21 protein-coding genes are annotated in these 26,405 nt (G+C 74.3%); 7 read left to right on the top strand and 14 right to left on the bottom strand.

Annotated features, from left to right (window positions below; genetic code table 11):
- Positions 1–163 precede the first annotated feature (163 nt).
- From FGE12_RS25410 to FGE12_RS25380, 7 genes are all read right to left on the bottom strand, one after another.
- On the bottom strand, positions 164–2,302 hold the full coding sequence (locus tag FGE12_RS25410; RefSeq protein WP_228531086.1) for an FUSC family protein: 2,139 nt from the start codon (positions 2,300–2,302) through the stop codon (positions 164–166).
- Positions 2,303–2,556: 254 nt separating this feature from the next.
- On the bottom strand, positions 2,557–3,720 hold the full coding sequence (locus tag FGE12_RS25405; protein WP_228531085.1) for a ferritin-like domain-containing protein: 1,164 nt from the start codon (positions 3,718–3,720) through the stop codon (positions 2,557–2,559).
- Positions 3,721–3,823: 103 nt separating this feature from the next.
- Positions 3,824–4,900: a glycosyltransferase family 4 protein gene (locus FGE12_RS25400; RefSeq protein ID WP_153869187.1), complete on the bottom strand. Its 1,077-nt coding sequence runs from the start codon at positions 4,898–4,900 to the stop codon at positions 3,824–3,826.
- Complete coding sequence (locus FGE12_RS25395) at positions 4,897–5,976, bottom strand: enoyl-CoA hydratase/isomerase family protein (protein ID WP_153869186.1); 1,080 nt, start codon at positions 5,974–5,976, stop codon at positions 4,897–4,899. The genes FGE12_RS25400 and FGE12_RS25395 overlap by 4 nt, the downstream gene beginning before the upstream one ends.
- 21 nt (positions 5,977–5,997) lie before the next feature.
- Complete coding sequence (locus FGE12_RS25390; RefSeq protein ID WP_153869185.1) at positions 5,998–6,594, bottom strand: dihydrofolate reductase family protein; 597 nt, start codon at positions 6,592–6,594, stop codon at positions 5,998–6,000.
- Positions 6,595–6,687: 93 nt separating this feature from the next.
- Entirely contained in the window at positions 6,688–7,068 is a 381-nt protein-coding gene (locus tag FGE12_RS25385; RefSeq protein ID WP_194798264.1) for a response regulator, read from the bottom strand.
- Between the two features lie 215 nt (positions 7,069–7,283).
- Entirely contained in the window at positions 7,284–7,733 is a 450-nt protein-coding gene (locus FGE12_RS25380; protein ID WP_153869183.1) for a DoxX family protein, read from the bottom strand.
- 265 nt (positions 7,734–7,998) lie between these two features.
- Between FGE12_RS25380 and FGE12_RS25375 the strand changes: the two genes are divergently transcribed.
- Complete coding sequence (locus FGE12_RS25375; protein WP_153869182.1) at positions 7,999–8,766, top strand: hypothetical protein; 768 nt, start codon at positions 7,999–8,001, stop codon at positions 8,764–8,766.
- 41 nt (positions 8,767–8,807) lie between these two features.
- Here FGE12_RS25375 and FGE12_RS25370 read toward each other — a convergent pair whose 3' ends face one another.
- Together FGE12_RS25370 and FGE12_RS25365 are read right to left on the bottom strand one after the other, a co-directional pair.
- Positions 8,808–10,697 carry a carboxypeptidase-like regulatory domain-containing protein gene (locus FGE12_RS25370; RefSeq protein ID WP_153869181.1) on the bottom strand — a complete coding sequence of 630 codons (1,890 nt, stop codon included), beginning with the start codon at positions 10,695–10,697 and terminating at the stop codon, positions 8,808–8,810.
- A 14-nt stretch (positions 10,698–10,711) separates the two neighbouring features.
- Positions 10,712–11,824 (bottom strand): PQQ-binding-like beta-propeller repeat protein, encoded by a 1,113-nt coding sequence (locus tag FGE12_RS25365; protein ID WP_153869180.1) that lies wholly within the window; start codon positions 11,822–11,824, stop codon positions 10,712–10,714.
- Positions 11,825–12,030: 206 nt separating this feature from the next.
- On the opposite strand from FGE12_RS25365, the gene FGE12_RS25360 reads away from it, so the two are divergent.
- From FGE12_RS25360 to FGE12_RS25345, 4 genes are all read left to right on the top strand, one after another.
- Complete coding sequence (locus FGE12_RS25360; RefSeq protein ID WP_153869179.1) at positions 12,031–12,963, top strand: aldo/keto reductase; 933 nt, start codon at positions 12,031–12,033, stop codon at positions 12,961–12,963.
- Positions 12,964–13,084: 121 nt separating this feature from the next.
- A complete protein-coding gene (locus FGE12_RS25355) occupies positions 13,085–14,659 on the top strand; it encodes an SBBP repeat-containing protein (protein ID WP_153869178.1) in 1,575 nt (524 codons plus the stop codon).
- A gap of 1,079 nt (positions 14,660–15,738) precedes the next feature.
- Positions 15,739–17,106: a hypothetical protein gene (locus FGE12_RS25350; protein WP_194798263.1), complete on the top strand. Its 1,368-nt coding sequence runs from the start codon at positions 15,739–15,741 to the stop codon at positions 17,104–17,106.
- 89 nt (positions 17,107–17,195) lie between these two features.
- Positions 17,196–18,173 carry a lipid A biosynthesis acyltransferase gene (locus tag FGE12_RS25345; protein ID WP_194798262.1) on the top strand — a complete coding sequence of 326 codons (978 nt, stop codon included), beginning with the start codon at positions 17,196–17,198 and terminating at the stop codon, positions 18,171–18,173.
- Here the strand turns inward: FGE12_RS25345 and FGE12_RS25340 are convergent.
- Together FGE12_RS25340 and FGE12_RS25335 are read right to left on the bottom strand one after the other, a co-directional pair.
- Positions 18,170–18,523, bottom strand: coding sequence for a hypothetical protein (locus FGE12_RS25340; protein ID WP_153869176.1), 354 nt, complete (start codon positions 18,521–18,523; stop codon positions 18,170–18,172). The two genes, FGE12_RS25345 and FGE12_RS25340, sit on opposite strands and share 4 nt — an antisense overlap.
- Before the next feature lie 11 nt (positions 18,524–18,534).
- Positions 18,535–19,803: a sorbosone dehydrogenase family protein gene (locus FGE12_RS25335; protein WP_153869175.1), complete on the bottom strand. Its 1,269-nt coding sequence runs from the start codon at positions 19,801–19,803 to the stop codon at positions 18,535–18,537.
- 235 nt (positions 19,804–20,038) lie between these two features.
- Here FGE12_RS25335 and FGE12_RS25330 point away from each other — a divergent pair, with 235 nt between their 5' ends.
- A complete protein-coding gene (locus FGE12_RS25330; RefSeq protein ID WP_153869174.1) occupies positions 20,039–21,472 on the top strand; it encodes a hypothetical protein in 1,434 nt (477 codons plus the stop codon).
- On the opposite strand, the gene FGE12_RS25325 is transcribed toward FGE12_RS25330, so the two are convergent.
- Entirely contained in the window at positions 21,469–22,137 is a 669-nt protein-coding gene (locus FGE12_RS25325) for a lysostaphin resistance A-like protein (RefSeq protein WP_370459145.1), read from the bottom strand. The genes FGE12_RS25330 and FGE12_RS25325 overlap by 4 nt on opposite strands.
- 157 nt (positions 22,138–22,294) lie before the next feature.
- Between FGE12_RS25325 and FGE12_RS25320 the strand changes: the two genes are divergently transcribed.
- Entirely contained in the window at positions 22,295–23,620 is a 1,326-nt protein-coding gene (locus tag FGE12_RS25320; RefSeq protein WP_153869173.1) for a hypothetical protein, read from the top strand.
- On the opposite strand, the gene FGE12_RS30800 is transcribed toward FGE12_RS25320, so the two are convergent.
- Positions 23,617–25,533 (bottom strand): endonuclease/exonuclease/phosphatase family protein, encoded by a 1,917-nt coding sequence (locus FGE12_RS30800; protein ID WP_304503098.1) that lies wholly within the window; start codon positions 25,531–25,533, stop codon positions 23,617–23,619. The two genes, FGE12_RS25320 and FGE12_RS30800, sit on opposite strands and share 4 nt — an antisense overlap.
- 82 nt (positions 25,534–25,615) lie before the next feature.
- Positions 25,616–26,338: a 1-acyl-sn-glycerol-3-phosphate acyltransferase gene (locus FGE12_RS25310; protein WP_153869172.1), complete on the bottom strand. Its 723-nt coding sequence runs from the start codon at positions 26,336–26,338 to the stop codon at positions 25,616–25,618.
- Positions 26,339–26,405: the final 67 nt, after the last annotated feature.

Genomic DNA, 26,405 nt, shown 5'->3' with positions numbered 1-26,405 from the left:
CAGGACAAGAGCGTGCGCCTCGGCGTCGCCCTCAAACGCGCGCACGCGGCCCGCAACGACGCCTACCTCCTGCACCTGCTAAAGGGCGGACTTCCCTCGACCTGAGATGCGTTTGCCCTGCCCAGGGGGAGAGGGGACACGGGGGAACCCGCTGCCTTCCAATTCATGAGGGCGAGCGCAGGCTCCAACCGCTCGCGCTCCTCGCGCTGTCTCCATCCAGCTTCCGGCGCTGCAGGGGAACTTCCCGCGTGAGCCGCGCCACCGCGCCGTGCAGCACGCCGAGCTGCCGCGGCACGCGCTCGAGCAGCGTGGCGTAGAAGGCATCGCCGCGCGCCGCCGCCGGCACCGCGAGCGGACGCAGGGGCCCGGGCGGCCGCCCCTCGCTCAAGGACTGCGCGAGCCCCTCCAGCGCCTGCCCCGCCGCGCCCGCGATGGGCTCGAGCACCTCGGCGCTCGAGGCCCCGCGCTCCACGCTCAGCGTGGTCACCGCCGCGGCGAAGCGCCGCGCGTACGTGAGCAGCGCCATCGCCGGCTCCAAGGCCGCGGGCGGCCCGTGGTACTCCGCCGCGAGGCGCTGGAAGGAGGCCTCCGCCTCCAGCAGCGCCCTGCCCATCCGCCGCCGCGACTCGCGCACCCGCGCATCCGCCGCGCCCGCGCTCGCGGCCACTTCCCTCAGGTACTGCGCATCCGCGCGCAGCAGCGCCGCCGCGAAGTCCGGGAAGCGCCGCCGCTCGGGGCTGGGCCACAGCACCCAGGTGCCCAGCAGCGCGAGCCCGCCCCCGAGCAGCGTGTTGAGGATGCGCTGGCCCGCGAGGTGGTGCCCCGGCAGGCTCATCTCCGCGAGCAGCACGAAGGCCGGGGTGAGGGTCATCTGGTACAGGCCGTAGTTGAGCGGCATCAGGGCCACCGCCGTGCCCGAGAGCAGGAAGATGGTGACCAGCAGGGGCAAGGGCGCGTGCAGGAAGGTGGCGACGAGCGCCGCCACGCACGCGCCCACCATGGTGCCCACCACGCGCTGCAGCGCCCGCTCCTCGGTGCTCGCCGCATAGGGCTGCAGCACCACCAGCACCGTCACCGTCACCCAGTAGCCGTGGTCCAGCCCCAGCGCGTGCGTGAGCAGCACTGCGAAGCTGGTCATCAGCCCCACGCGCAGCGCGTGGCGCAGGATGGGCGAGTCCAGGCCCAGGTGGTCGCTCAGCGGCGCGAGGAGGCTCTTGCGTCCGACGCGCGGCGCCCCGGCCGCCGCGTGCCGCCCGCTCTCGCTCGGCGGGCGCCCGCTGAGCAGCCCCGCCGCCGTCTCGTACGCCACCGAGGCGTAGGAGCGCAGCGTGTCCAGCAGCGCCGCCACGTAGCCCGGCACGGGCCCCGAGGGGTGGCGCCGCACGCCGGAGAACGCGGCCTGCTCCTCCACCTCGGCGCGCCGCACCAGCGTCTCCGAGGCGCGGCGCGGCACCCGCGGCTCCACCTCGTCCTGCTCGCGCTCCAGCGCCCGCACCACCCAGCGCGCCATGCGCCCGTACGCCTCGGTGAGCCGGTGCACCTCGGCGCGCGCGTGCACGTACGCGGGCTTGCCCTCGGCGGACTCCATCGCCTCGGCGAGCGCGATGAGCACCGTGCCGGTGAGGTCCGCGCCCTCCAGCAGCACCATCAGGTGCTCGCCGCGCCCCGTCTCCCCCGAGCGCCCCAGGCGCGTGGCGGCGAGTGTCGTGCGCGCCGCCTCGATGGTGGGCCGCAGCCGCGCGTGGCGCAGCGCCGCGTGCGCCGACCAGCTCGAGGGGCCCGCGTCCACCGCCACCCGGCGCGCGAGGTCCTCCGCCGTGAAGGCCAGCACCCGGTACACCTCGGCCACCGCGCGGCGCGCCGGGCGGTAGGGGTAGAGCGGCCACAGCCCCAGCGCGAGCAGCATCGCCCACGCCCCGCCCAGCAGCACGAAGCCCGCCCGCGTGCCGGCCGCCTGCAGCGTGTCCACCGGCGTGGCGAGCGAGATGATCATCAGCACCCCTACCAGCCGCCCCACGCCCGCCGCCGCCTCGCCGTAGCAGCGCGCGAAGCTGCCGGCGACGACGCACGCGAGCACCAGCAGCGCCGAGAGCGCCGCATTGCCCCCGGCCAGCGCCGCGAGCCCCACCGCCAGCGCCGCCAGCACCGCGAGGGCCCCCTGCGTCTGCGCGCGGGTGCGGTAGCTGCCGCCCTTGTCCGCGAGCGTCACCATGTAGCCCGCGAGCCCCACCCACGAGGCTGCCGGCAGCCTGAGCAGGGAGGCGACCACGAGCGGGAGCACCGTGGCCAGCGCCGCCCTCAAGCCCGCCCACACCGCGGGCCTCCCCGGACCGAGGCGGACGAGTGACCGCAGATGGCGCAGGAGCCGGTGCATGGGAGTGGGGGTAGCCGCGGGGCGCGACTGCCTCAAGGATGTGTTCGCCCCCGCGTTCTGACCCGCACGCCCTCCACGATGCGCTGCCTGCTCTGCGGCCGGGCCGCGAGGGCGCTCCCTCCGGGCGAGAATGAAGCGCGACGCGCGGGCTCACGGTGCCGAACCCGGCACCCCACCCCGGCCTACTCGAGCAGCTGGCTCGCGCTGACGCGGTCTGCCGCGGCGCCGTGGAAGTAGCGCATGAGCCCCGCCTCCTCGTAGCGCGGCAGCACGCGCGCGCTCATCAGGCCGATCTCCCGCAGGTTGGGCACGAGGCGGCTGAACATCGCCTGGCGGAACTCCTGCAGCCCGGGGCTGCCCAGCACCACCTCGCGCCACTGCGCGCGGGTGAGCCGGTGCGCGAACCACTCGTCGTACACCTCGTAGGCCATGAAGCGGTTGCGCATCAGCAGCGCCACCTCGAAGGCCCAGTCCTCGCGCTCGCGGCGCTCGCGCTCGCTCAGGTGCTTCGTGAACTGCTCGCGCAGCGCGAGGACGCCGTAGTGCACGTGGCGCGCCTCGTCCCGGATGACGCGCTTGAGCAGCTCGCGCAGCAGCGGCTCCTGCGTCTGGCGGTAGAGCATCCCGAAGGCGCCGAGCGCGAGCCCCTCCACCATGATCTGCATCCCCAGGAACTTCATGTCCCAGCGCGAGTCGCTCATCAGCGAGTCGATGATGACGAAGAGGTTGTCGTTCACCTGGTAGAGCTTGCCGAGCTTCTGCTCGAGGTAGCGGTGGAACACCTCCACGTGCCGGCCCTCGTCCATCACCTGCGTGGCGCCGTAGAGCTTGCCGTCGAAGAACTGCACCGCCTCCGTCACCTGCGCCGCGGCGAAGAGCGCGCCCTGCTCGCCGTGCAGGAACTGGCTCAGCAGCCAGGTGGCGATGCTCGCGAGCAGGCGCCGCCGCTCCTCGGGCGAGAGGTGCACGCCGTGCTTCTCCAGCAGGCCGAAGTCGAGGAAGCCCTCCGGCAGCAGCGCAACCTCCGGGCTCAGCGGGTCCACGCTCGTGCTCCACGGCAGGCTGTCCGCGTTCCACTGCCCCGCCTTCGCGTGGCGGTAGAGCGCCGCCATCTCCGGGTGGTCCGCGGGGTAGCTCCAGTCGAAGTGCGCCTCGTGCGAGGCCCGGATGCGCGTGGGCACCCCCTGCTTTCCCCGGTGCAGCACCAGCCCGCGCACCCCGGGAGGCCCCAGCGCGCGCAGCACCCGCGGGCTCCTCACCGAGCCGAGGATCTCCACCGTCTCGCGCCACGCATCCACCTGCGCCGCCACCCGCGCGGGCAGCTTGCCCATCAGCCTGTCGAACATGACCCGGCGCTCCTTGCGCAGCGCCCCTGCGCTGCTGCAGGGAGAATCTGCGTCGAGCCCCGGGGCGCTGTCGCGCGGATCGTACCCGGGTACGGGGGCGGCCTCAGCCCTGCAGCAGCTGCGCGAACCCGGCCGCGATGTGCGCGGCGCCGAAGCGCTCGGCGACGAACCGCACGCCCGCGCGCCCCAGCTCCCGGCGGGCCTCGGAGGGCATGCGCGCGAAGTCGACCAGCGCGTCGCGCCACGCGGCCACGTCGCCCGGCGGTAGCAGCCGCCCCGTCACGCCGTCCTGCAGCGTCTCCGGCAGCCCTCCGACGCGGCTCGCCAGCACCGGCACCCCGCAGGCCTGCGCCTCGATGGAGACCCGGCCGAAGGGCTCGAGCCACTCCGAGGGCATGGCCAGCACGTCCATCGCGGCGTACGCGGGCCGCACGTCCGCGCTCCACCCCTGCAGCGTGTGGCGCGCGCGCAGCCCGGGCGCGATGACGGCCTCCAGGCGCGCGTGGGCGCTCTCCTGCCCGACCCAGAGGGCGCGCAGCCGCGGCGCCTCGGGCATCGCGCCGTTGAGCGCCTCGGCGAGGCGGAAGGCCCCCTTCGCCGTGTCCAGCGAGCCGACGAAGCCCACCAGCACGTCCTCCTGCGCGAGCCCCAGCGCCGCCCGCGAGGCCTCGCGCAGGGCCGCGTCCGGCTGGAAGCGCTCGAGGTCCAGCGGGTTGTACAGCAGCTGCACCCGCTCCCGCGCGATGCCCTGGGCCTGCATGTGCTCGCACATCGAGCGCGACACCGAGACGAAGCGCTGCGCGAGCCGCGGCAGCAGCAGGCGGCTTGCGGGCTTGAGGGGCGAGTTCAGGTGGCGAAAGAGCGTCACGGGCGTGCCGGTGAGGCGGCCCACGGCGAGCACCGGCCAGTACTCGTGCCCGAAGCTCGAGACGAGCCAGTCCGGGTGCAGGCGCCGCACGGCGCGCAGCACCGCGCGCACCCCGCGTGGGTCCGCCGCGTTGCGGAAGATGCCCGGCTCCACGGGCAGGCCGCTCTGCGCGAGCTCCCGCGCGATGTAGCCCTCGGGGCGCGCCACCGTGAGCACCTCGTGGCCTGCCTGCGCCATCGCCCGCGCGAGGCACACCAGGTGCGTCTCGGTGCCGCGGGCCCCCTTGCTCGTGCCGACGAAGACGAGCCTCACGAGAGGCGCAGCTCCTCGCCCGCGGGCAGCGGCGCGAAGAGCGCGTCCACGTCCGCGTCGCTCACCTCGGCGAGGGACGCGGGGCTCCAGCGCGCGGCGTGGTCCTTGTCCACGAGCACCGCGCGCACGCCCTCGCGGAAGTCCGCGCGTCGCGCGAGGTGCTGGCTGAGGCGGAACTCCACCACCACGTCGGTGTCGTAGTGGCGCGCCTCGGCGCTGCGCAGCAGGCGCAGGGTCACGCGCAGGCTGGTGGGGCACATGCGCAGCAGCGTCGCGCGCGTCTGCGCGGCCCACTCGCCGGGCTCGCGCGCGAGCGCCTCGAGGAGGTGCTCCACGCGGGTGTGCCCGAAGAGCCGGTCCAGGTCTGCGGCGCCCGCGGCGAGCGCCGAGGGCCCTGCCTCCTGGTGGAAGGCGGCGAGCGTGCGCGTGACGGCCTCGTGCGCGGAGGGGGGGCGCGCGTCCGGGGTGGCGAGCGCTTCGGCCAACGCGGCGATGACCGCCTCGAAGCGCGCGAAGGGCACGTGGTGCGTGGCGTAGCCGAGCCACAGCGCGTCCGCCGCGTTCGCGCGCGCGCCGGTGAGGCCGAGGTAGGTGCCCGCCTCGCCGGGAAAGCGCGGCAGGAACCAGCCGCCGCCCACGTCCGGGAAGAAGCCGAGCGCCGTCTCGGGCATCGCGAGCACCAGGCGCTCCCCCACCACGCGGTGGCTGCCGTGCGCGCTCAGGCCGAGGCCTCCGCCCATGCACACGCCCTCCACGAGCGAGACCACCGGCTTCGGGTAGTGGTGGATGCGGTGGTTGAGCCCGTACTCGTGGCGGAAGAAGGCGCGCACCAGGGGCTCGCCGGGCGCGTCTGGCGCCGCGGTGGCCACGGAGCGCACGTCACCGCCAGCGCAGAAGGCGCGCTCGCTGTCGCTGCGCAGCACCACGGCGCGCACGCGCGCGTCCTCCGCCCACGCGTCCAGCTGCGCGCGCAGGGCGAGGAACATCGGCAGGTCCAGCGCGTTGAGCGCGCGGGGCCGGCTGAGGGTGACGAGCCCGAGGGGCCCGCGCAGCTCGAAGCGCACGGTGTCGGTCATGGCCCCCCGATACCAGAGGGACTACGCCTTGCGTACCGGGTAACGCAGGTGCGTCACGCCCACGCCTGCGGTCACCTTCGGGTTGCCGAGCACAGCGGGCGTGCGGGCGAGGCGGTCGAAGAGCCGCACGCCGGAGCCGAGCAGCACCGCCGCGACGTCGATGTGGAGCTCGTCCAGCAGGCCCGCGTTGAGCAGCTGCTGGATGGTGTCCGCGCCGTGCACGCCCACCGCCTTCGCACCGGCGGCCGCCTTGGCCTGCCGCACGGCGCTCTCGAGACCGTCGGTGACGAAGTGGACGCTCGAGCCCGGCCGCGGCCAGCCGGCAGGCACCTGGTGGGTGAGGACGAAGGCAGGCCCCCACGCGTGGTTTCCGCCCCAGCCCTCGGCCTTGTCGAAGGTGCGCCGGCCGGTGAGCACGGCGCCCAGCTCGGACCAGAGGCCGCGCAGGTGCTCGGCGCTCGGCGCGGACACCTTGAAGGTCATCGCGTCCGCCCCGCCGGCGTCGAACTCGACGTCCCCCGAGCCCATGTACCAGCCGAACACCTCGCCCACGCCGTCGTGGGAGTCGGCGACGAAGCCATCGAGCGACATGGACATGATGGCGATGAGCTTCGACATGGAGGGGGTCCTTTCGACGCGGGGTGACGCGCTCGGGGTTCGTACCGAGACGACGAACGGGCACCCCGGGGATCGACACGCCCTCGTCGGGGCCTACTCGTCGCCGGGCGCGGGCTTCGCGGGCGCGGCGCTGGCGCCGTGCAGCTCGTGCACCGCGCTGAGCAGGTCCTGCAGCTTGAGCGGCTTCTTGAGCACCACGCGCGCGGGCAGATTCGGCGGCACGTCCGTGCCCGTCACCACGATGGTGGGGAAGTCCTCCAGTTTGCCCTGCTTCTCGAGGTTCGCGAGCAGCTCCGGCCCCGTCATCACCGGCATGTCCAGGTCCATCACCAGCACGCAGGGCCGGCGCGGCACCTGGCCCATGTGCCAGAGCGCATCGCGCCCGTTGGCGGCGACGAAGACGCGGTAGCCGGCGAGCGTGAGGGCCTCTGCGATCGAGCCTCGCTGGGCGGACTCGTCCTCGACGAGCAGCACCGGCAGCCCTTTTCCTTGTCCTCTCAGCACGTCCGTCCCGACCTCTCTGGAGCGCGCGCTCCGGCAACGCCGGGGGCAGAGTGGCCTCGATTCCCCCGGCTGCCAAGGCCCATGCGCAGCCGAGGGCTCAGTGCTTCACGCCGCCGCCCGGCTGCAGGGCCGAGTGGCGGGTGACCCAGGGGGCCGCGCCGAGGGGTGCGGCCCCGGGGACCCGTTCAGCGCAGGGCCGTCTCGGGGAGGGGCTCGGGCGCGCGGCGGGCGAAGAGCAGCGCGTCGAGCGAGTAGCGGCCCGGCCCCGCGAGCAGCACGGTGAGGGCGATGATGAAGAAGAGCGACGCCGGCTCCCAGCTGCGCGGGAAGCCCACGAAGGGGTCGCCACCGGAGATGTGCACGTAGGCCGCGTAGCCCATGGTGCAGAGGATGCCGAGCATCGCGAGCGGCGTGAGCAGGCCGAGCACCAGCGCGAGGCCGCCGCCGAACTCGGAGAGGGCCGCGAGCCCCTGGAGGAAGCTGGGCACGGTGGCGTCCGGGCCCATCCAGCTGAACGGGTGCTGGATCTTGCCGAAGCCGTGGTTCATCAGCGCGATGCCGGGGAGCACGCGCAGCGCGAGCAGGCCGAGCGAGGCGCGGGGGGTGAGCAGGTCGGGAGTGAAGAAGCGCTTCATGGGGAGACCTCCTGGAGGGCGGGCCAGATTAGCTGTCGCAGCGACAAGAGGTAATGGCGGAACGCCGGCGCCGCCGTCCCCTCTCCCCTGGGAGAGGGGACGGCTTCGCCCGGGGCCCTCTCCCGGAGATTGCTCGCGTGGGCGTAGGCTCCCGTCCATGCGCGCTCTCCGGTCCACAGTGTCCGCGTCGCTGCTGTGCCTCGCCGGCTGCGCGCACGCGCCGCCTGCCCCCGCACCGCAGGCCTCGGCACCGAAGGCGCCCAGCGTGCCCACCGACACCGCGCCGCTCTCGGACGAGGCCATCGCGCGCATCCGGATGCGCGCGATGTACATCGCGGATGCGGAGCGCGCGGCCATCCGCGCCACCGACCTGCTGCTCGAGACCACCGACCGCGACGACTCGCGCCTGCAGATGTTCCTCACCGTGCCGCGCGGCGACAGCTGGTACGCCGTCTTCGGCAAGCTGGACGAGCGCGGCCACTTCACCCCCGGCTACGCCTTCCGCGCGCTGCGCGCCGTGCCCGAGCGCATGAGCGGCATCAGCCTCGCGGAGCTGCCCGAGGACTTCAGCCCCCTCGCGCGCGCCGTGCGCGCCGCCACCGAGCGCGCCGCCGAGGTGCACGGGCGCCGCCAGCTCAACCCCGTCGTCTACGAGGAGGAGGGCAGGCTCACCGTCTACGTGATGCAGGGCTTCCACGAGCCCGGCCTCTACCTGCTGGGCGGCGACTTCCGCTTCGAGTTCAGCCCGGACGGCCGCACGCTGCGTGAGGAGGTCGCGCTGCACCAGAGCATCATCCCGGTGGACCTGCGCGAGGCCACTCCCGAGGGGACGTTCGCCGCGCACTCCCACACGCACGTGCTCGTCCCCGGCCCGGTGGAGACCGAGTGGGCGCTGCTCATGCTCTACCCGGAGCTGCGCGCGCTCTTCGTGGGCACGCCTGGCTCGCGTTGGTCGTACGAGCTGGGGCCCGAGGGCGAGGCCCACACCTTCGACTCGCAGGCCTCCGAAAAGAAAGAAGCCGGCCCGCGGTAGCGCAGGCCGGCTCCCTCACCTCGCCCGGGGGCGAGTGCGTGCTACGGCGTGAGCGTGAAGGTCAGCTCCTCGGAGGTCCCGAAGGAGTAGAACTCGCCGCCCACCAGCGTGCCGCTGATGTTGGGGGTGACGGTGAAGTTGTTGTTGGCCGCGGCGCCGTAGGGCCCGCTGAAGGCCATCATCGAGGCGTTGTAGGTGCCGGGGGACAGGCGCGTCTGGCTCGTCTCACCGGTGAGCTCCAGGCGGTAGGGCGTGAACTGGCGGTCGGTGCCCACGTACCAGGCGTAGTCCAGGTAGGTGGGGTCCGTGTCGGTGGCCGTGTCCTGGCGGCCGATGCTCACGTAGTAGAGGATGCCCGCGCCGCTCGCCTGCGCGCCCGAGTCGTGGGCCCAGCTGGCCACGAAGCTGCTCGAGGAGAGGCTCGCGCCCTGGGTGGGGCTGGTGAAGCGAACGTTGCCCACCGCCGTCACGCTGCCCGCGCCGTCCACGGAGCCGTTGCCGTCCGCGTCGATGCTCAGCGTGTAGCGCGCGCCCGGGGTGTAGGGCAGCTGGGCCTGGTACACGCCGGAGCCGGAGCCCAGGTCGGTGAGCGCCACGTTCTGGCCGGCGCCGGTGAGGCGCAGCTTCGCGCCGGACACCGCGTCGCCGTCCTGGCCGTCCGGGAGGCTCTCGTAGAGGATGGCGACGATGCTGCCGGTGCTCGTGTCGCTGCTGCTGCTCGGCTGCAGGTACGCGGAGACCTTGTAGCTGACGCGGCCCGCAGGGGCGAGGGTGATGGCCAGCGGGTTCTCCTTCGTGCCGGTGAGGGCGGCGGCGTGCGCGCTGCCGGTGCCCACGGTGAGCGCGCCGGTGCGGCAGCTCTTCTTCACCAGGCCCACCAGCTCGGTGGTGACGCGGCCGATGTCGATGACCTTGGCGCCCTTCATGCCGGAGACGGAGCCGTCCGTGTCGATGTACGTGCGGGTCGCGGTGAAGGTGCTCTCGCCCTGCAGCAGGGCCACCACGGTGGCGAGGCCGTTCTCGTCGGTGCGCGCGGTGCCGCCCGGGTACGCGTCCACGCGCACGTTCTTCATGGGCTTGCCGTCCGCGTCCACCACCTTCACCACCAGGTCCACGCAGTCGTCGCTCTCGGGCGCGGCGCCGTACCAGCTGAAGTGCTTGATGCTCGCGCGTACCACCGGCGTCACGCCGTCGATGCTGGACTTCACCACCTGGCCCACCACGAAGTCCTCCCACGCGCCGGTCTTCGGGTTGTACGAGTAGCAGTGGATGGTCTGGCCCAGCGCGTACTGGTCCAGGCCGCGCAGGCTGGGGGGCACGGGCAGCTCGACGATGGCCTCGGTGCCGGGCTTGAGGTTCACCATCTTGCCGCTGCTGTCGTAGATGCTGAACTCCGCGAAGGTGAGCGGCACCAGCACGGCGTTGGTGGTCTGCAGGCGGCCCGGGAGCACGGCGCTCTCCACGGTGGGGTCCACCGGCGTCACGGCCACGTGCAGGTCGCTGTCGGCGGTGTCCAGCGTGTTGGGCTGGAAGAAGACGGCGTAGGGGCCGGCCTCGGTGGTGGTGTGCAGCTCGCCGGCCTGGCCCGGGTCATAGGCCTGGCGGTTGCCCTCGGGCTTGAGGGTGACGAGCACCGCGTCGCCGTCCGCGCCCACGGTGGCGTTGCCGTAGCCGGGCGCGTAGCCCTCGCGGGTGAAGCGCAGCACGGCGGGGCCCTCGGGGAGCTTCTCCGCGGTGAACTGGCCGGCCGAGTCCGTGGTGACGGTCTGGCCCGCGACCTCCACCTTCACGTTGTTCAGGCGCGCGCCGGTGAACGCGTCGGTGACGAGGCCGGTGACGGTACCAGGGCCCACGGAGGCTTCGCCCGAGCCACCGCCGCCACAGGCGGTGAGCGCGAGCAGGAGGGACAGCGAGAGGGTGAGTGACTTCATCGCGACGCCTTTCTTCACGGGGAGACGAGCAGCAGGTCGAAGGGGAGCCCGGCCACGTCCACGCTGCGGCGCAGCTGCAGGGTGTCCGGCTCCAGGGTGAGCAGGTGGCCCTGGGTGCCGCTGGACAGCGCGTAGAGCGCGTCGCCGTGGCGGGCCAGGTGGGTGGGGTTCGGCAGCGGGCGGCCCTCGCTCTCGAGCGCCGCGCTCGCGACGGCGCCAGTGGCGAGGTCCACGCGCGACACCGAGTTGTCGTAGTAGTTGGCCACGTAGAGCGCGCCGTCCGCGAGCGCGTGGCCGAGCGGGCCGTTGCCCACGGTGTAGCGCTGCAGCTCGCGCCCCTCGGCATCCAGGCGCGAGACGGCGTTGGTCTCGAAGTGGCTCACGTAGAGCGCGCCGCGCGCGGGGTCCGCGTTCAGCGTGCCCGCGTTGGGACCGGTGGGCGCCTCAGAGAGCACCTGGCTGCCATCCGCGCTGAGGCGGCGCACCACGGCGGGCTCGGTGGAGGGCAGCACCGGCAGCACGGTGACGTAGAGGCTGTCGCCGAGCTGCGCAATCGCGGTGGGCTCCTTCGCGGCGCCCGTGGGCGCCAGGCGCGTGAGCTGCTCCAGCGCGCCGGTGTCCAGGCGCAGGCGCGCGAGCGTGCCCGTGCGCTGGTTCGTCACGAAGAGGTGGGTGCCGTCCTCGCTCAGGAGCAGGCCGAAGGGGCGGCTGCCCACCACGGCCGGCTTCGCCGCGTCCCCCGCCTGGCCGTGGCACGCGAAGCAGCTCGTCTGCGCGAAGGCGTTGCGCGCGGCGTGGCCCTCGATGAGGGTGCCGTCCGCGCGGCGCTCCGGCACGGGCTCGGTGAGCATCGTGCGCAGCAGCGCGCCGGTGCGCGCGTCCAGCTCCGCCACCGCCTGCGAGCCAGTGAGCGCCACGTACACGCGGGCCCCGTCGCGGCTCGCCACGAGCGTGTGCGGGAGCTTGCCCACCACGGTGTGGCTCAGCTGCGCGCCAGTGGCCGGATCCACCCGGTCCACTGCGTCCGCCGCGGGCAGGCTGAGGAAGGCCTCGGGAGGCGCGCTCTCCGCGCAGCCGGAGGCGGCGAGGAGGAGGAGGGCGGGAAGCAGGAGGTGGCGCAGGGACATGACAGGGGGCTCGAGGGGGGAGGCTTCGAGCGTCTGTCTAGACGGCAGGTCGTGACGCGGGCGTGACCGCCTGTCCCGGCTCCGTCCCGGCCACCGACTCCCCCCTGGGCAGCGGCCGTGGGGCGTCCTCTCGCCTGACTGGCCGCCTGCTGTCAAGCGCCCCACCCGGCCCCAAGAGAGGGCCACCCCCTTCTCGTGGAGCGCCCATGTCCCCGCCCCTGCCCCGCTTTGCCCCCGTCCACCGGCTCGGCCGCACCGGGTTCACGGCCACCGCGGTGGGGATCGGCGACCTCGCGGACGCGAGCGGGGCCTTCGAGACCCAGGTGGCCACGCTGCAGCGCGCGCTCGCCGCGGGGCTCAACGTCATCGACACCGCGCCCATGTACGAGGACGGCCTGAGCGAGCGGCTGGTGGGCGCGGCGCTGCGAGGCGTGCGGCGCGAGGACGTCTTCGTCATCGACAAGGTGGACCTGCTCGAGGAGCCGGTGCGCCCGCAAGTGGAGGCGAGCCTCGCGCGGCTCGGGCTCGCGCAGGCGGACCTCTTCGCCTTCCACAACGTGTCCACGCTCGAGGCGTGGCGGGCGCTCGCGGCGCCCGGCGGAGGCTTCGCGCAGCTGGGCGCGTGCCGGGACGCAGGGCTCACGCGCTTTCGCGGCATCTCGAGCCACCACCCGGACGTGCTGGTGGAGGCGCTCGGGTCCGGCCTCTGCGACGTGGTGATGTTCCCGCTGGGCCCCTACTGCGACCGGCGCTACGCCGAGCAGGTGTTGCCGCTCGCGCGCTCGCGCGGCGTGGGCGTGGTGGGCTTCAAGACCTTCGGGGCGGGCAAGCTGCTGGGGGACACCGAGGGCTACAGCCGCCCGCTGCAGCTGCGCCCGCGCGGCAAGCTCTCCTCGGGAGGCCAGGACGGCGCCGAGGCCGTGCTGCCGCGCCTCTCGGTGGAGGAGTGCGTGCGCTACAGCCTCACGCTCGCGCCGGACGTCGCATTGCTAGGGATGAGCCACCCCAACGAGCAGGACGCGGCGCTCACGGCGGCGAGCCGCTTCACGCCGCTCTCGCCCGAGCAGCTGCAGCAGGTGCGCGCGCGCGCGGCCGAGGCCATCCAGGGCAAGGGCCGCATCTGGTGGGATCCGGTGTAGGCACCTTCGGAGTCACGCGCGCGTCACGCTCTGCGCTGCATCTGCCCTCCCGCCGCTCGGGGAAAGCCTTCCCCGCGGACCATTCCGGGGGAAGCAGATGCAGCGCAGGACGACGAAGTGGATGAGCGTGGCGAAGGTGGTCGGTGCGGTGGGCGTGCTGGGGACGGTGGGCTGCGGCGGGGGCGACGAGCCGGTGCCCGAGACGACGGGCGGCCAGGACACGGGCGCGCCGGCGGTGCAGCTGGTGGCCAGCGCGCGGCACCTCACGCAGGCGGGCACGGTGCAGCTCGCGGCGAGCGCGAGCGACGCGGTGGGCGTGACGCGGGTGGTGTTCTTCGACGGCACCACGAAGGTGGGCGAGGACGCCGAGGCGCCCTATGCGCTGGAGCTCTCCTTCTCGCACGCGAACAACGGCGCGCACGCCTTCACCGCCCACGCCTTCGACGCCGCGGGCAACGAGTCCACCAGCGCCGCGGTGACGGTGCAGGTGGAGGTGCCGTGGACGAAGCAGGTGGGCGTGGCGGGCGACGACTATCTCGCGGGCGTGGCGACGGACGCCGCGGGCAACCTCTACGTGGTGGGCAACAGCTACGTGCCGATGACCGGCAGCGCCCTGGGTGAGCAGGATGGCTATCTGCTCAAGTACGCGCCGGACGGCAGCCTCCTCTGGGCGCGCACCGTGGGCACCTCCGAGTACGACGAGGTGCAGGGCGTGGCGGTGAGCGCGGACGGCCACGTGTACGTGGTGGGCCTCACCTACGGCGCCTTCGAGGGCCAGACGAACCAGGGCGGCTACGACCTGTTCCTCGCCCAGTACACGCAGGACGGCGCGGCGGGCTGGGTGCGCGAGGTGGGCTCGAGTGACTGGGACTACGCCGCGGCGGTGAGGGTGGATGCGGCCGGCAACGCGGTGGTGCTGGGCAACAGCTACGGCACGCTCGAGGGCCAGACGCACCTCGGCGAGATGGACGCCTTCGTCGTGCGCTACGCGGTGGACGGCACCGTGAGCTGGGTGCGCACCGTGGGCAGCAGCGCCTACGAGTGGGCGCGGGGCCTCGCCGTGGACGCGCAGGGTGACGTGTTCGTCGCCGGCCAGACCAGCGGCCAGGTGGGTGAGACGGCGCGGGTGGGCGGCTACGACGCCTTCCTCGTGAAGCTCTCGGGCGCCACGGGCGAGACGCAGTGGGCGCGGCAGACGGGCTCCACCGCGGACGACTACGTCTCCGGGCTCGCGGTGGCGGCGGACGGCAGCCTCTACCTGAGCGGCACCACCTACGGCGCGCTCGAGGGCGACAGCAGCGCAGGCGACGCGGACCTCTACCTCGCCCGCTACGCGGCGAACGGCACGCGCACGTGGACGCGGCAGCTGGGCAGCACCGACTACGACGAGGTCTCCGCGGTCGCGGTGGACGCGCAGGGCAACGCGTATCTCGCGGGCAGCACCTACGGCGAGCTGCTGGGTGCGCCGAAGGACGCCAACGGCAACGCGCTCGTGGCGAGCTACTCCCCCGAGGGCACGCGCCGCTGGGTGCAGCAGGTGGGCAGCACGGGCTACCAGTGGGCGGCGGGCGTCGCCGTGCACGGCAACCTCGTGTACGTGGTCGGCGGCACGGACGGTCAGGTGGACGGCCAGCCCAGCAGCGGCGGCGATGACGGGTTCATCGCGCGCTTCGACACGAACGGCGCCAAGCCGTAGGCCGTCCCCCGGCGCTGCCCGGAGTCGCTGCCTCCAACGGCGGCTCCGGGCAGCGCCGTCCTCCCGGATGGCCCGAAGAGGGGCAGTCGTGAGAAGCACGCGGTTCGGTCCAGAGGCCGCGGGCTGGTGCTAGCCGGCGGGGGCTCAGGGGAGAGCGAGCTGCGAGCGCGCATGCCGCCGCCCCACCTGCGCGCTCTGCCCGGGCTCCTGGGAAACGGGAGGGACAGGGGCGAGCTGCAGTGCCCCGCACGGCGCCACGCGCTGCCGGCACGCCACGCCTCCCGGTGCGCCCAAGTAGAGTCACGCGAGGGCGAACCCCGCGCTGCACCCGTCGCTTCCGTCCGGGCGCTCGAGGCCCGCGCGGGACGACGCGTTCCGTCCGCCCCGCCAAGGTGCGAAGCGCGCTGGACGAAGCGTTCCGACCGCCCCCGGACGAGCCCCAGGTGCGCGGGACGAAGCGTTCCGTCCAGCCCCCGGGCACCGCCGGAAGGGCCCCGGACGGAAGCTCCATTCCAGGTCCGGGCGGGAGACGGTGGAGGACTGGAAGGAAGCTTCCTTCCACGAGCCGGCGGGCGCCGAGCAGGGCCTCAAACCATGAAAATTGTTCCGGAAATCCCCCGACATCTCAGAACAGGAGCGCGCACCTTCGCGCCCGGGAGGCCCCCTCCCGCGCCGCCCGGAGGCCCTCTCCGCAGGGGCCACTCCTGCGTCCCCCCGGAGCGCCTCGCAGGGCTGCACCCGCCCGCGCTCGGCCGGCCCGACAGGTGCCCGTCCGGTCCCGACTTCCATCAAGAGCCTGCGACGTGCGGGGCACCGCGGCGGAGACGCGCCACAATCCGCGCGCCCCAAGCAGCACCTGCGCGTGCCGCAGAGGACGGCCGCTCGACGCACCTCACGTCCGTCCACCGGGCGATGAAGACCCGACCCGCGCAGCCCCGTGGACCTGTGCATGCAGGGCTCCCTCCCTGTCACCTGCGCCACAGCGCCGCCAGCCTGTCCGGGCGGTCCCCTTGCCCTGCCGTGGGCGCGTGCCCATGTGGCCCTCGGGAGCATCCGGGCGGCTGGGCGGGGGAGCAGGCATGGGTGGGCGAGCGAGGGGCGTGAGCGGGCTGCAGCGGGTGCTGCTCGCGCTGCTCGTGGCGGGCTGTGGCGCCGCGGCGCCCGGCGCCGCGCCCGCTCCCCCCGCGACGCCGCAGGAGCAGGTGCCGCCCGTGCAGGAGCCGCCGGACGCAGGTCCCCGGCCCGAGGCCTGCGAGGGCGGCGCAGCGGCGGCGGCGTCCGAGCCCGCGCTCGCGGCGAGCCTCGCCTGCGAGGAGGGCGTCTACGAGGGGGACGGGCGCGTGCGCGCGCGCACCGAGCGCCGCTTCGATGCGGCCGGTCGGCTGCTCTCGCTCGAGGCCTTCGACGCGGCCGGCGCACTGGCGAGCGCCGAGCGGCGCACGCTGGACGCCTGCGGGCGCCTGCTGCGGGTCGAGGAGCAGGGCCCGGTGCCGCGCAGCGCGCGCTTCACCTACGACGCCGCGGGGCGGCTCACGGACATCACCCGCACCTTCCGCACGCCGCTCGGGGGCCAGGGGCGCGAGACGCAGCACTCGGACTACGACGCGCAGGGCCACCTGCTGCGCACCGAGACGTGGACGAGCGCGGACGGGCGGCTGTCGCTCGCGCTGCTCAGCTACGACGCCGCGGGCCGCGTGGTGGAGGAGCAGCACACCGAGGCCGGCCCCGGCAGCGTGCAGCCCCTCACCCGCACGACCCACTCGGAGTACGACGCGCAGGGGCAGCTGCTCAAGGTGACGGAGGCCCTGGGCGAGGCCACGGCCACCACCGAGTACCGCTACGACGCCGAGGGGCGGCTCCTGCAGGTGGAGACCCTGCCCTCGGGCGGCGCGGCGGGCGCGCGCGAGCGCCGCAGCTACGACGCGGCGGGGCGCGCCCTGACGGTGGTGAGCGACGCGCTGCTGCCCGAGGGGGGCACGGCGCGGCTCAGCGATTGGAGCTGCGCCTACGCGCCGGAGGGAGCGCGCACCGAGACCTTCCACGACGCCCGGGCGCGCACCGCCTGGACCCGCCACTACGACGCGCGCGGGCTGCTGCTGGACTGGCAGGAGGACGACCTGCAGGCGGGCGCGCGCACCGTGGGCACGGCCCAGTACGACGCCGCGGGGCTGCTGCGGCGCCGCAGCTCCGAGCGCACCCTGGGCGCGCACACCTCGTCGCTGGTGGAGGTCTTCGACTACGACGCCGCGGGGCGCAGCGTGCGCACGGACGTGCAGAGCCAGACCTCGGGCGCGGGCGGCGCGAGCTACACGCACACCGAGCACCTGAGCACCTACGACGCCGCGGGGCGCCCCGTGCGGCGCGAGGAGTGGGACCTGGTGGGCGCGCGGCGCGTGCTGCTGCTGCGCACCGAGGCCCGCTACGACTGCGCGCCCGTGGCGGACTAGGGCGCGCGCCCCGCCCGCTCGCCCGCCGCGCAGGCGCACCCCCTCGGCCGTCCTTGCCCTGTCCGGGCCTATCGGGTGGAGTGCCGCCCGTGTCCGCGCCCGCCCCCGTCCAGTCCCTGCCCCCGCCGCTGCCCACCCAGGTCGTCCCACCGCCGGAGCTGCGGCGCATCGAGGGCACGCGCCCGGGACGGGTGACGGGCTTCCTCGCGGGGCTGCTGCTGGACTTCGTGGGCGGGCTGTCGCTCGGCACGCGCGACGCCATCGCCCGCTTCGTGGGCGGGCTCGCGTACGCGCTGGGCATCCGCCTGAAGGTGGCGCTGGACAACCTGGCGCAGGCGCTGCCGGAGAAGAGCGAGGCGGAGCGGCGGGCCATCGCCAAGGGCGCCTACCTCACCATGGCGCGCGTGGTGCTCGAGTCCATCGGAACCGGGGAGCGCCTGCACCCGGGCTGGGAGCAGGACCCGGTGGTGGGCGAGGAGGCCTTCCGGCGGCTGCGCGCGCACGTGGACGGGGGCCAGGGCGCGCTGCTGGTGACGGCGCACTTCGGCAACTGGGAGACGCTGGGCGAGATGCTCATCCGCCGCGGCGTGCCGCTCAACGCGCTGGTGCGCCCGCTCAAGGGCGCGCTCAACACGCGCATCGCCCTGGAGCGGCTGCGCGTGGGCGCGGGGCTCATCTACCCCAAGGGCGCCATCCAGGAGACGAACGCCGCGCTGAAGCGGGGCGAGTGCGTCTACATGCTGCTGGACCAGGCGCTGCCGGCGAAGTCCGCCCTCTTCGTGCCCTTCTTCGGCCGCCCCGCCTCCACCACGCCCGCGCTCGCGGTGGCCGCGCAGCGCACGGGCATGCCGGTGTTCGTGGTGATGGGCGTGCGCAACGCGCGGGGCCACGTGCAGATGCACGTGGAGGGGCCCATCGCGCCGCCGCCGCCCGGTACCCCCGAGCCGCTGGTGGAGCACACCGCGCGCGTGACGGCGGCGCTCGAGCGCACCATCCGCCAGTACCCCGAGCAGTGGCTGTGGCTGCACCGGCGCTGGAAGGTGGCGCCGCCCGGCCCCGCCGCCTAGTGCGAGAAGAAGGCGTAGAGGATGGCGGACACCACCGCCGCGGCCACCACCACCGGCAGCCACACGATGGGCGGCAGGCCGCGCTTCGCCGGCTGCAGGAGCGGCGTCTGCTGCGTGCGCAGCTCCTCCTCCAGCGCCGCGAGCCGCTCGGGCGCGTAGGCCACGGGCTGTCCGGCCTTGAGGCGGCGCTCGGCCTCGGCCAGCTCCGCGGGGCTCGCGTGCGCCGCGCTCAGCAGCAGGCTCTTCGCCTGCAGCGCGCGGTGCTCCGCGGGGTCCAGGCCGCACGCGGCACAGGGGGCGAAGGCCCCGTCCTTGCGGCTGCCACACTTCACGCACACGGCGTCACTCATGGGGCCGCAGCCTAGCGCTCCTTCGCGGGCTTCGCGCTCACCCGGTAGATGCGCCCGTTGCCGTCCTCGCTCAGGAGGAGGCTTCCGTCCGGCAGCTCCAGCAGCCCCACGGGGCGCGCCCACGTCGTGGGGCCGTTGGAACCATTGGGGTCCAGGAGGAAGCCGGTGAGGAAGTCCTCGTAGCCGCCCTCGGGTCGGCCCTCGGGGGTGAAGGGCACGTACACCACCTTGTAGCCGGTGCCCTGGCCGCGGTTCCAGCTGCCGCGGAAGGCCACGAAGGCGCCCGTGCGGTAGCGCGGCGGGAAGCTCTGCCCGCGGTAGAAGGTGAGCCCGAGCGCGGCCGAGTGCGCCTGGAAGAGCACGTCCGGGGTGAGCGTCTTCGCGGCGAGCTCGGGCGCCTCGCTCTTGCCGCCCTTCGTGCGGCGCGGGTCCAGGTTGCCCGGCGCGAGGTAGGCGTAGGGCCAGCCGTAGAAGCCGCCGTCCTTCACCTGCGTGAGGTAGTCGGGCACCAGGTCGTCGCCCAGCTCGTCGCGCTCGTTCACCGTGGCGTACGGGGCGCCGGTGCGCGGGTGGAAGTCCAGCCCCACGGGGTTGCGCAGGCCGCTCGCCCACAGGCGCTGCCCGCTGCCGTCCAGCCCCATCACCAGGATGCCTGCGCGCGGCGCCCGCTCCACGTCCACGTTGGTCTCGCTGCCCACCGTGACGAAGAGCTGCTTGCCGTCCGGAGAGACGCGCAGGTTGCGCGTCCAGTGCTGGTTGTAGCCCCGGCCCGGCAGGGAGGCGATCTGCGTGCCCTGCCCCTTCAGCCGCCCCTGCCCCTTCGCGTACGGGTAGCGCCGCACGCCCGAGGTGTTCGCCACGTAGAAGGCATCCCGGGTGAAGGCCATGCCGAACGGGAGGGTCAGCCCGTTGTCCTGGTCCGCGAAGGGCTCGCGCAGCTCGGCCACCCCGTCGCCGTCCGCGTCGCGCAGGCGGGTGAGGCGGTTGGACTGGCTCTCGGCGACGAGCACGTCGCCCTCGGGGGTGAGCACCATGAAGCGCGGGCGCTCGAGGCCCTCGGCGTAGAGGTTCACCTGGAAGCCCTCGGGCACGTTGAGCACCGCGTCCTTCGGCGGCGCCACCACGTCCGGGCTCTTGTCCGCGCTGCGGGTGGCGTTGGGCCGCGGCAGCTGCTGCAGCGTGAGGTGCACGGCCTGGGGCTGGAGCACCTGCGTGCGCACGTGGCCCGCGTGGGCGAGGGCGCTCGCGGGCAGGAGCAGGGCGAGGAGCAGGGCGCGCATCGGAGACTCCGGGAGGGGGCGTGGGGGGATGCTCCTCGTGGTGGCGATCGGCGGCGCGGCGGGCAAGTGCCGGCACGTCCCGCGGGCCGCCCGGAGCCGCGCCCGTGCGAGCGCTCGCTCGCGTGTACGCCCTGCAGGAGGGGCGGTGCAGCACGCACGGGTCCGCGGGCCTTGAGCGATGGGGGCCCCCCGGAGGCACGCGGCATCCGGAGCCGCTAAGGTGGACGCCGCTCCCATGCCCCGCTGCCGTCCGTCCGTGCTGCTCCCGAGCCTCCTGCTGTTGCTGCTGAGCGCTGCCCCCGCGGCGCTCGCCGCGCCCCTGCGCGACGTGGTGGACGGCAACGTCCCCGGCGCGCGCGCCCCCTTCGCGCTCGCGCCGGAGGACTACGAGGTGCGCTGGGTGGGCGAGCCCCTGCCCGGCGTGCGCGTGGCGCTGGAGCCGGGGCGGCTGCAGTGGCTGCGCAGCGCGGAGGTGCTGGTGGTGCCGCGCGGCCGGCTGCTGGTGCAGGTGGAGGGCGCGAGCGGCGGCGCGCTGCTGTACGCCGGCGCGCTGCACCCGCTGGTGCAGCAGCGCGGCGGGCTGCAGGGGGCGATCCCGGTGGCGCTCGTCTCCGGCGCCCAGAACGCCATCGCGCTCAACCTGCGGCGCGGCGGCGAGACGCTGCACGGCCAGCTCGAGCTGCGGCTGCGGCCGGACGCGCACCTGGGCGAGGAGCGGCTCGCCGTGGACGCGAGCTGCTCGCCCTTCGAATTGCAGCTGCGCGGGCTGCAGGCGGAGGTGAGCGCCGCCTCACCGGAGGCGGCGGCGACGGGCGACCTGTCCCCGAGCGAGCAGCCTCCGGCGATGGCCCGGCAGGGGGCGCGGCCGCTGCGTGCGGACAGCTGGGTGTCGGTGGGCTGCCGGCTGGTGGCGCTGGAGGGCCGGGGCGAGCGCACCAGCAGCCTGGAGCTCACGCTGCTCTGGGACAACGTGGGCTCGGTGCTGGAGGTGGGCGGCGTGGAGGTGCCGGCGGGCGAGGCGCCGGTGTGGACGCTGCGGCTCCCGCCGGGCACCGGCAGCGTGACGCTCGAGGCGCAGGGCCAGCAGTTGCAACTGGATTACCGTGCGCCGGAGCACCCGCGGCTCGCCAGCCTGGGGCTGGGCGTGGGCCCGTACCTCTACCACTACAGCGCGCCCGGAGTGCTGCTGGACGTGCCCGTGCCGGTGCTCACGCTCTACGCCTCCTACGCGCTCTCGCGCAGCGCGCGCGTGGTGAGCTTCGCGGCGGTGACCCCGAGCAGCCGCCCCTTCGGAGACATCGGGCTGTACCTGCGCACGGAGAGCTTCACCCTCTTCGACCGGCGGCTCGCCGTGGCGGTGTTCCTGGGCGGCCACCTCTCGGTGTTCCGCGACGCGGACGGGGCGCTGCGCCGCTTCGCCCTGCCGCAGGGCGCCGAGGTGGCGTGGGTGGATGCGCTGCGGCGCGGCGGGCGGCTGCTGAGCGGGGCGCTGGTGTACCCCGGCATCGGCGGGCGCAGCTACTACAACGCCTGGCTGCGCTGGGGCGTGGGCAGCACCTTCGTGGAGCTCAACTACATCTCGGTGCGCGAGCCGCTCGCTCCCGGTGGGCGCATCTCGCTGCGCACCTACGGCGTCTCGGTGGGGCTGCCGCTCGCGAGCTTCCTCTAGCCGTAGAGCGCGGCGAAGAGGTTGTTGAGCGCGTGCAGCAGCACCGCGGGCCACAGCGAGCCGGAGCGGCGCGTCACCAGCGAGAGCGCGAGCCCCAGCACGAAGAGCGCCCCCAGCAGCACCGCGATGGCGGGCGAGGCGCCCAGCTGCAGCCACAGCCCCGGCACGTGGATGAGCGCGAAGAGCAGCGAGGTGAGCAGCGCCGCGCGCACGGGGCCGGTGCGCTGCTCGAAGGCGAAGCGCAGGAAGCCGCGGAAGACGAGCTCCTCCTCGGCCGCGCTCAGCAGCGTGAGCAGCGCGCCGCCCACCCCCAGCTGCGCGAGCGCGTCCGGGCTGCTCGGCGGTCCCGCGAGCGCGCGCTGCAGCAGGTCGGTGAGCAGCAGGTACAGCGCGGCCCAGGCGAGCCCCTCGAGGAGGCGGCGCACGGGAGGCAGCGGCGCCAGCGCGAGCGCGCGCGCCCAGCCGCGCTCGCCCCAGGCGCGCAGCACGAGCGGGATGGGCAGCAGCCACACCGCCTCGCGCAGCAGGTGGTAGTAGAGCTCCATCGCGCCGCCGCTGAAGTGTGCGCGCTCCCAGGGGCCGAGCAGCAGCACCCGCAGCGACCACGCGGTGTAGGCCCACGCGAGGTAGAGCAGCACGGGGCGCAGCGGCACGGGTCGGGTCACGCGCGCCACTCTAGGGCCCGGGACGCCGGCCATCGAGAAGTCGGCCGGGTGAGGGTGCTGGGCGAAGCCGTGCCCCTGCGCCCAGAGCGTCCGCGCGAGGGAGCTCGTGCGCGCGCAGCCTTGCGCCCGGGCACTGCGGCACGCGAGCGTGGGCCGCATGCGCGCTTCCCTCCGCCCTGCCCTGCTGCTCCCGCCTCTGCTGCTGCTCGCCGCGTGCGCCCACCGCGAGGCCGCACCTGCGCAGGCCGCGACCGCGAAGGCGGAGCCCTCCGCGCTGGACACCTGCGCCGAGCGCTACGTGAAGCTGGTGCTCGCGGTGGGCGAGCACGACGCGAACTACGTGGACGCGTACTACGGGCCCAAGGCGTGGGCCGAGGAGGCCAAGGCAGCGAAGGTGCCGCTGGAGGTGCTCGGGCAGCGCGCCCGCGAGCTCGTGCAGGTGCTGGAGGCGGTGCCGCCGCCCACCGAGCCGCTCGTGGCCCAACGCCGCCGCTTCCTCCTCGGGCAGGTGCGCTCCATCGAGGCGCGGGTGCGGCTGCTGCAGGGAGAGCACCTCTCCTTCGACGCGGAGAGCGAGGCGCTCTACGGCGCGCGCGCCCCGGCGCACCCGGAGTCGGAGTTCCTGCGCGTGCACGCCGAGCTGGAGCAGCTGCTGCCTGGCGAGGGCGCGCTCCCGGTGCGCATCGAGCGCTTCCGGCAGGGCTTCGTGGTGCCGAAGGACAAGCTGGAGCAGGTGTTCCAGGCGGCCATCGACGAGGCGCGCCGCCGCACGCGCGCGCACCTGGAGCTGCCCGAGGGCGAGGCGGTGCGCCTGGAGCTGGTGCAGGGCAAGAGCTGGGGCGGCTACAACTGGTACCAGGGCAACGCGAAGAGCCTCGTGCAGGTGAACACCGACCTGCCCATCTTCGCCTCGCGCGTGCTGGACGTGGCCGCGCACGAGAGCTACCCGGGTCACCACGTGTACAACGTGCTGCTCGAGCAGCACCTGCTGCGCGAGCGCGGCTGGGTGGAGTTCTCGGTGTACCCGCTCTACTGCCCGCAGTCGCTCATCGCCGAGGGCAGCGCGAACTACGGCATCGACGTGGCCTTCCCGGACAAGGAGGCGTACCTGCGCGACGTGCTCTTCCCGCTCGCCGGGCTGGACCCGTCGAAGGCCGCGGCCTACGTGCGGGTGGAGGCACTGCTGAGCAAGCTGGGCTACGCGGAGAACGAGGCCGCGCGCGGCCTGCTCGACGGGCGGATGACGCGGGCCGAGGCGCAGGACTACCTGGTGCGCTACCGGCTCGCGTCTCCCGAGCGCGCGGCGAAGCTGCTCACCAGCATCGAGTCTCTGCGCAGCTACATCATCAACTACAACCTCGGCCGCGACCTGGTGGCCGCGTGGGTGGAGCGCCAGGGCGGCACGGCGCAGGCCCCCGAGCGGCGTTGGCAGGTGTTCGGCGAGCTGCTCTCCGCGCCGCTGCTGCCCGCGGACCTGCGCTAGTTCGTCGGAATCCGGAAGTCCTTCACCACGCCCATGTGCTGCATGTTGGTGGCGCCGCTGTCGCTCGCCAGCGCGGGGGAGATCTCACTGATGGGCGAGTACACGCGCGTGTCGGCGACGAGGCCGCTCGAGAAGGTGCTCGAGCCGATGATGGTCGCCGTCTGGTAGGCCTTGAGGTCCCCGTCCACCAGCACGTGATCGTAGGGCTTGGTGCGACCCGCGTTGGTGTTCACGTTGTGGTCGCGGTCTTCCGGATAGGGCGCGGCGGTCACCACCAGCGACGAGAGCGTGGAGAGGCAGGCCTCCGAGCGCGAGTCGGTGTTGAAGTCGCCGCCGATGACGAGGAAGTCGCCGGCAGGCACGTTCGCGTCGATGAGGGCCGCGAGCTGCTGCGCCTCGCCGTTGCGCACGCCGCTGCTCGACGTGAGCAGGTGCACGCTCACCACCCAGAGGTCCTTGGGGCCTGGCACGTCGATGCGCGCCCAGGCGAAGTCACGGTTGGTGACGGCGGTGTCGTCCCACTCGCCCGAGGCGAGGATGGGCCAGCGGCTGATGACGCCGTTGGGGATCTGCGCGCCCGCCTCGCGGAAGTACGAGAAGCCGGTGCCGAAGGCGGTATCCACGAAGCCGCGGATGGCGGTGGCCGAGTTGTCCCCGTAGTTGAACTCCTGGATCATCACCACGTCCGGCTTCACGCCCTGGAAGATGCGGATGCCCTCGCCGGGGTCGTAGCTCTGCAGGTTGCCGCTGGTGATGTTCGCGGCCATCAGGCGCAGCGACGCGAACGCGGGCACGCTCACGCTCCAGCTGCGCGTGGCGGGGGTCAGGTCCACGTTGAGCGCCGCATCGCGCGCGCGGACGCGGAAGGTGTAGGAGCCGCTCGCGAGGTCCGAGTACTGCTGCGGCGAGGTGCACGAGACGAAGGCGCCCGCGCCCAGCGCGCACTCGAAGGTGCCCGGCTCGCTGGACTCGAAGCTGAAGCGCACCGTGCCGCTGCTCTGGGTGCTGCCCTCGGCGGGGCCCGCGGTGATGCTCGTCTCGGGCGGCTGCGTGTCCACCGTCCAGCTCCGCGAGGCCGGCGCGCTCGGCTCGGCGCCCGAGGCGGCCACGAAGCGCACCTGGAAGCGGCGCACGCCGTCCGCGAGCGCCGCGAGGTCCACCGGCGAGGTGCACGCCGCGAAGGCCGCGTCGTCCAGGGCGCACTCGAAGGTGCCCGCCTCGCCGCTCGCGTCGAAGGTGAAGTGGGCCTGCGTGGAGGAGGTGACGCCGCTGGGCCCCGCGGTGATGCGCGCGGGCGAGGAGGGAGCGCTCACCGTCCAGCTCGCGGTGGCGGGGCTCGGGTCGGCGTTCTGCAGCGCGTCTCGCGCGCGCACCACGAAGGTGTGCGCCCCCGGCGCCAGCCCCGTGTACGCCTGCGGCGAGGTGCACGCGCCGAACGCGGCGCCGTCCAGGCTGCACTCGAAGGAGCCGGGCTCGGTGGCGGTGAAGGAGAAGCTCGCGTCGCCGCTGGCCACCGTGCCCGTGGGCCCCGACACCAGCTGCGTGTCCGGCGGCTGCGTGTCGACGCTCCACGTGGCCGTGGCAGGGCTCTCGTCCACGCCGAGCGCCGCGTCGCGCGCGCGCACCGCGAAGGTGTGGGCGCCGTCGGAGAGCCCTGCGTAGTCCTGCGGCGAGCTGCACGCCGTGAATTGCGCGCCGTCCAGGCTGCACTCGAAGCTCGCGCCGCTCGGCACCGAGTCGAAGAGCAGGCGCGCATCGCCGCGCGCCACCGTGCCCTGCGGAGAGCCCAGCACCCGCGTCTCCGGCGGGGCGGGGACCTCGTCCACCGGGGGCTGCTCGACCGGGTCCTCCGGGTTGGAGCAGGCGGCGAGGGCGAGCAGCAGCAGTGGAAGCAGACGGGTGCGGGAGGCCATGGGGGGCGGGACCATACAGGCAGTGGGCGGCGTCACCCAACCGGGCGGGGCCGCAGCGTGACTCGGAGTGAAGCGGGCGCGCTCACTGCGCCTGCAGCTGGGCGCGCGCGGCGGCGATGCGCTCGCGGGCCTCGGCGGCGAGCGCGGGGGCGTCCTCCGCGCGCAGCCCCTGCGTCGTGAGCGCCGCGAGCACCCGCGCGCGCGGCCTCGCCGCACGCACCCAGATGCCGCCCTGGGGCATGCCCTCCAGGGTGCCCGCCAGCGCCACCGGCACCACCGGCAGCCCCAGCTCGATGGCGAGCTGGAAGGCGCCCGGCTTGAAGGGCAGCAGCTCCGAGGTGCGGCTGCGCGTGCCCTCCGGGAACACCATCACCGGCACCCCGCGCTGCAGCCAGACGCGCGCCTCCTGCAGCGCGCGCGCCCCCGCCTCGCGGTCGCCGCGCCGCACCGAGATGTCCCCCGCGAGCCGCAGCATCCAGCCCACCCAGGGCAGCTTGAACAGCGACTCCTTCGCCATCCACTTCATCTCGCGCGGCAGCACCGAGAGCAGCAGCACGTCCCCGAAGGACTCGTGGTTCGCCACCACCACGCAGGCACCCGGCGGCAGCGTGCCCTCCACCCGCGCGCGCCACACCGTGCACACCCGCACCACCAGCACCGCCCACAGCCGGAAGAGCCGTCCCACCGCGAGGCGCCCGGGGTCGAAGGGGGCCGTCACCAGCCGCACCAGCGCCATCGCGGGCAGCCAGAGGATGAAGGCGATGAGGCACACGGTGTAGCTCAGCGGCAGCAGCAGCTTTCGCATCGTGGGCGGCAGGGTGCCTCGGATTCGTCATGGAGGCGTCAGCAAAGGGTCCTTTCGGTGGTAGAGG

It is taken from the genome of Aggregicoccus sp. 17bor-14 (genome assembly GCF_009659535.1).
GTDB lineage: Bacteria > Myxococcota > Myxococcia > Myxococcales > Myxococcaceae > Aggregicoccus.
Note: the sequence above shows the minus strand (reverse complement) of the source record. Positions and strands in the feature narration are given on the sequence as shown.

Excerpts from the sequence above, each read along its gene's own strand:
- FGE12_RS25365 (WP_153869180.1), bottom strand. The coding sequence starts at position 11,824 with ATGTCCCTGCGCCACCTCCTGCTTCCCGCCCTCCTCCTCCTCGCCGCC.
- FGE12_RS25360 (WP_153869179.1), top strand. The coding sequence starts at position 12,031 with ATGTCCCCGCCCCTGCCCCGCTTTGCCCCCGTCCACCGGCTCGGCCGC.
- FGE12_RS25320 (WP_153869173.1), top strand. The coding sequence starts at position 22,295 with ATGCGCGCTTCCCTCCGCCCTGCCCTGCTGCTCCCGCCTCTGCTGCTG.
- FGE12_RS25380 (WP_153869183.1), bottom strand. The coding sequence starts at position 7,733 with ATGAAGCGCTTCTTCACTCCCGACCTGCTCACCCCCCGCGCCTCGCTC.
- FGE12_RS25350 (WP_194798263.1), top strand. The coding sequence starts at position 15,739 with ATGGGTGGGCGAGCGAGGGGCGTGAGCGGGCTGCAGCGGGTGCTGCTC.
- FGE12_RS30800 (WP_304503098.1), bottom strand. The coding sequence starts at position 25,533 with ATGGCCTCCCGCACCCGTCTGCTTCCACTGCTGCTGCTCGCCCTCGCC.
- FGE12_RS25370 (WP_153869181.1), bottom strand. The coding sequence starts at position 10,697 with ATGAAGTCACTCACCCTCTCGCTGTCCCTCCTGCTCGCGCTCACCGCC.
- FGE12_RS25335 (WP_153869175.1), bottom strand. The coding sequence starts at position 19,803 with ATGCGCGCCCTGCTCCTCGCCCTGCTCCTGCCCGCGAGCGCCCTCGCC.
- FGE12_RS25340 (WP_153869176.1), bottom strand. The coding sequence starts at position 18,523 with ATGAGTGACGCCGTGTGCGTGAAGTGTGGCAGCCGCAAGGACGGGGCC.
- FGE12_RS25390 (WP_153869185.1), bottom strand. The coding sequence starts at position 6,594 with ATGTCGAAGCTCATCGCCATCATGTCCATGTCGCTCGATGGCTTCGTC.
- FGE12_RS25405 (WP_228531085.1), bottom strand. The coding sequence starts at position 3,720 with ATGTTCGACAGGCTGATGGGCAAGCTGCCCGCGCGGGTGGCGGCGCAG.
- FGE12_RS25330 (WP_153869174.1), top strand. The coding sequence starts at position 20,039 with ATGCCCCGCTGCCGTCCGTCCGTGCTGCTCCCGAGCCTCCTGCTGTTG.
- FGE12_RS25310 (WP_153869172.1), bottom strand. The coding sequence starts at position 26,338 with ATGCGAAAGCTGCTGCTGCCGCTGAGCTACACCGTGTGCCTCATCGCC.
- FGE12_RS25355 (WP_153869178.1), top strand. The coding sequence starts at position 13,085 with ATGAGCGTGGCGAAGGTGGTCGGTGCGGTGGGCGTGCTGGGGACGGTG.
- FGE12_RS25395 (WP_153869186.1), bottom strand. The coding sequence starts at position 5,976 with ATGACCGACACCGTGCGCTTCGAGCTGCGCGGGCCCCTCGGGCTCGTC.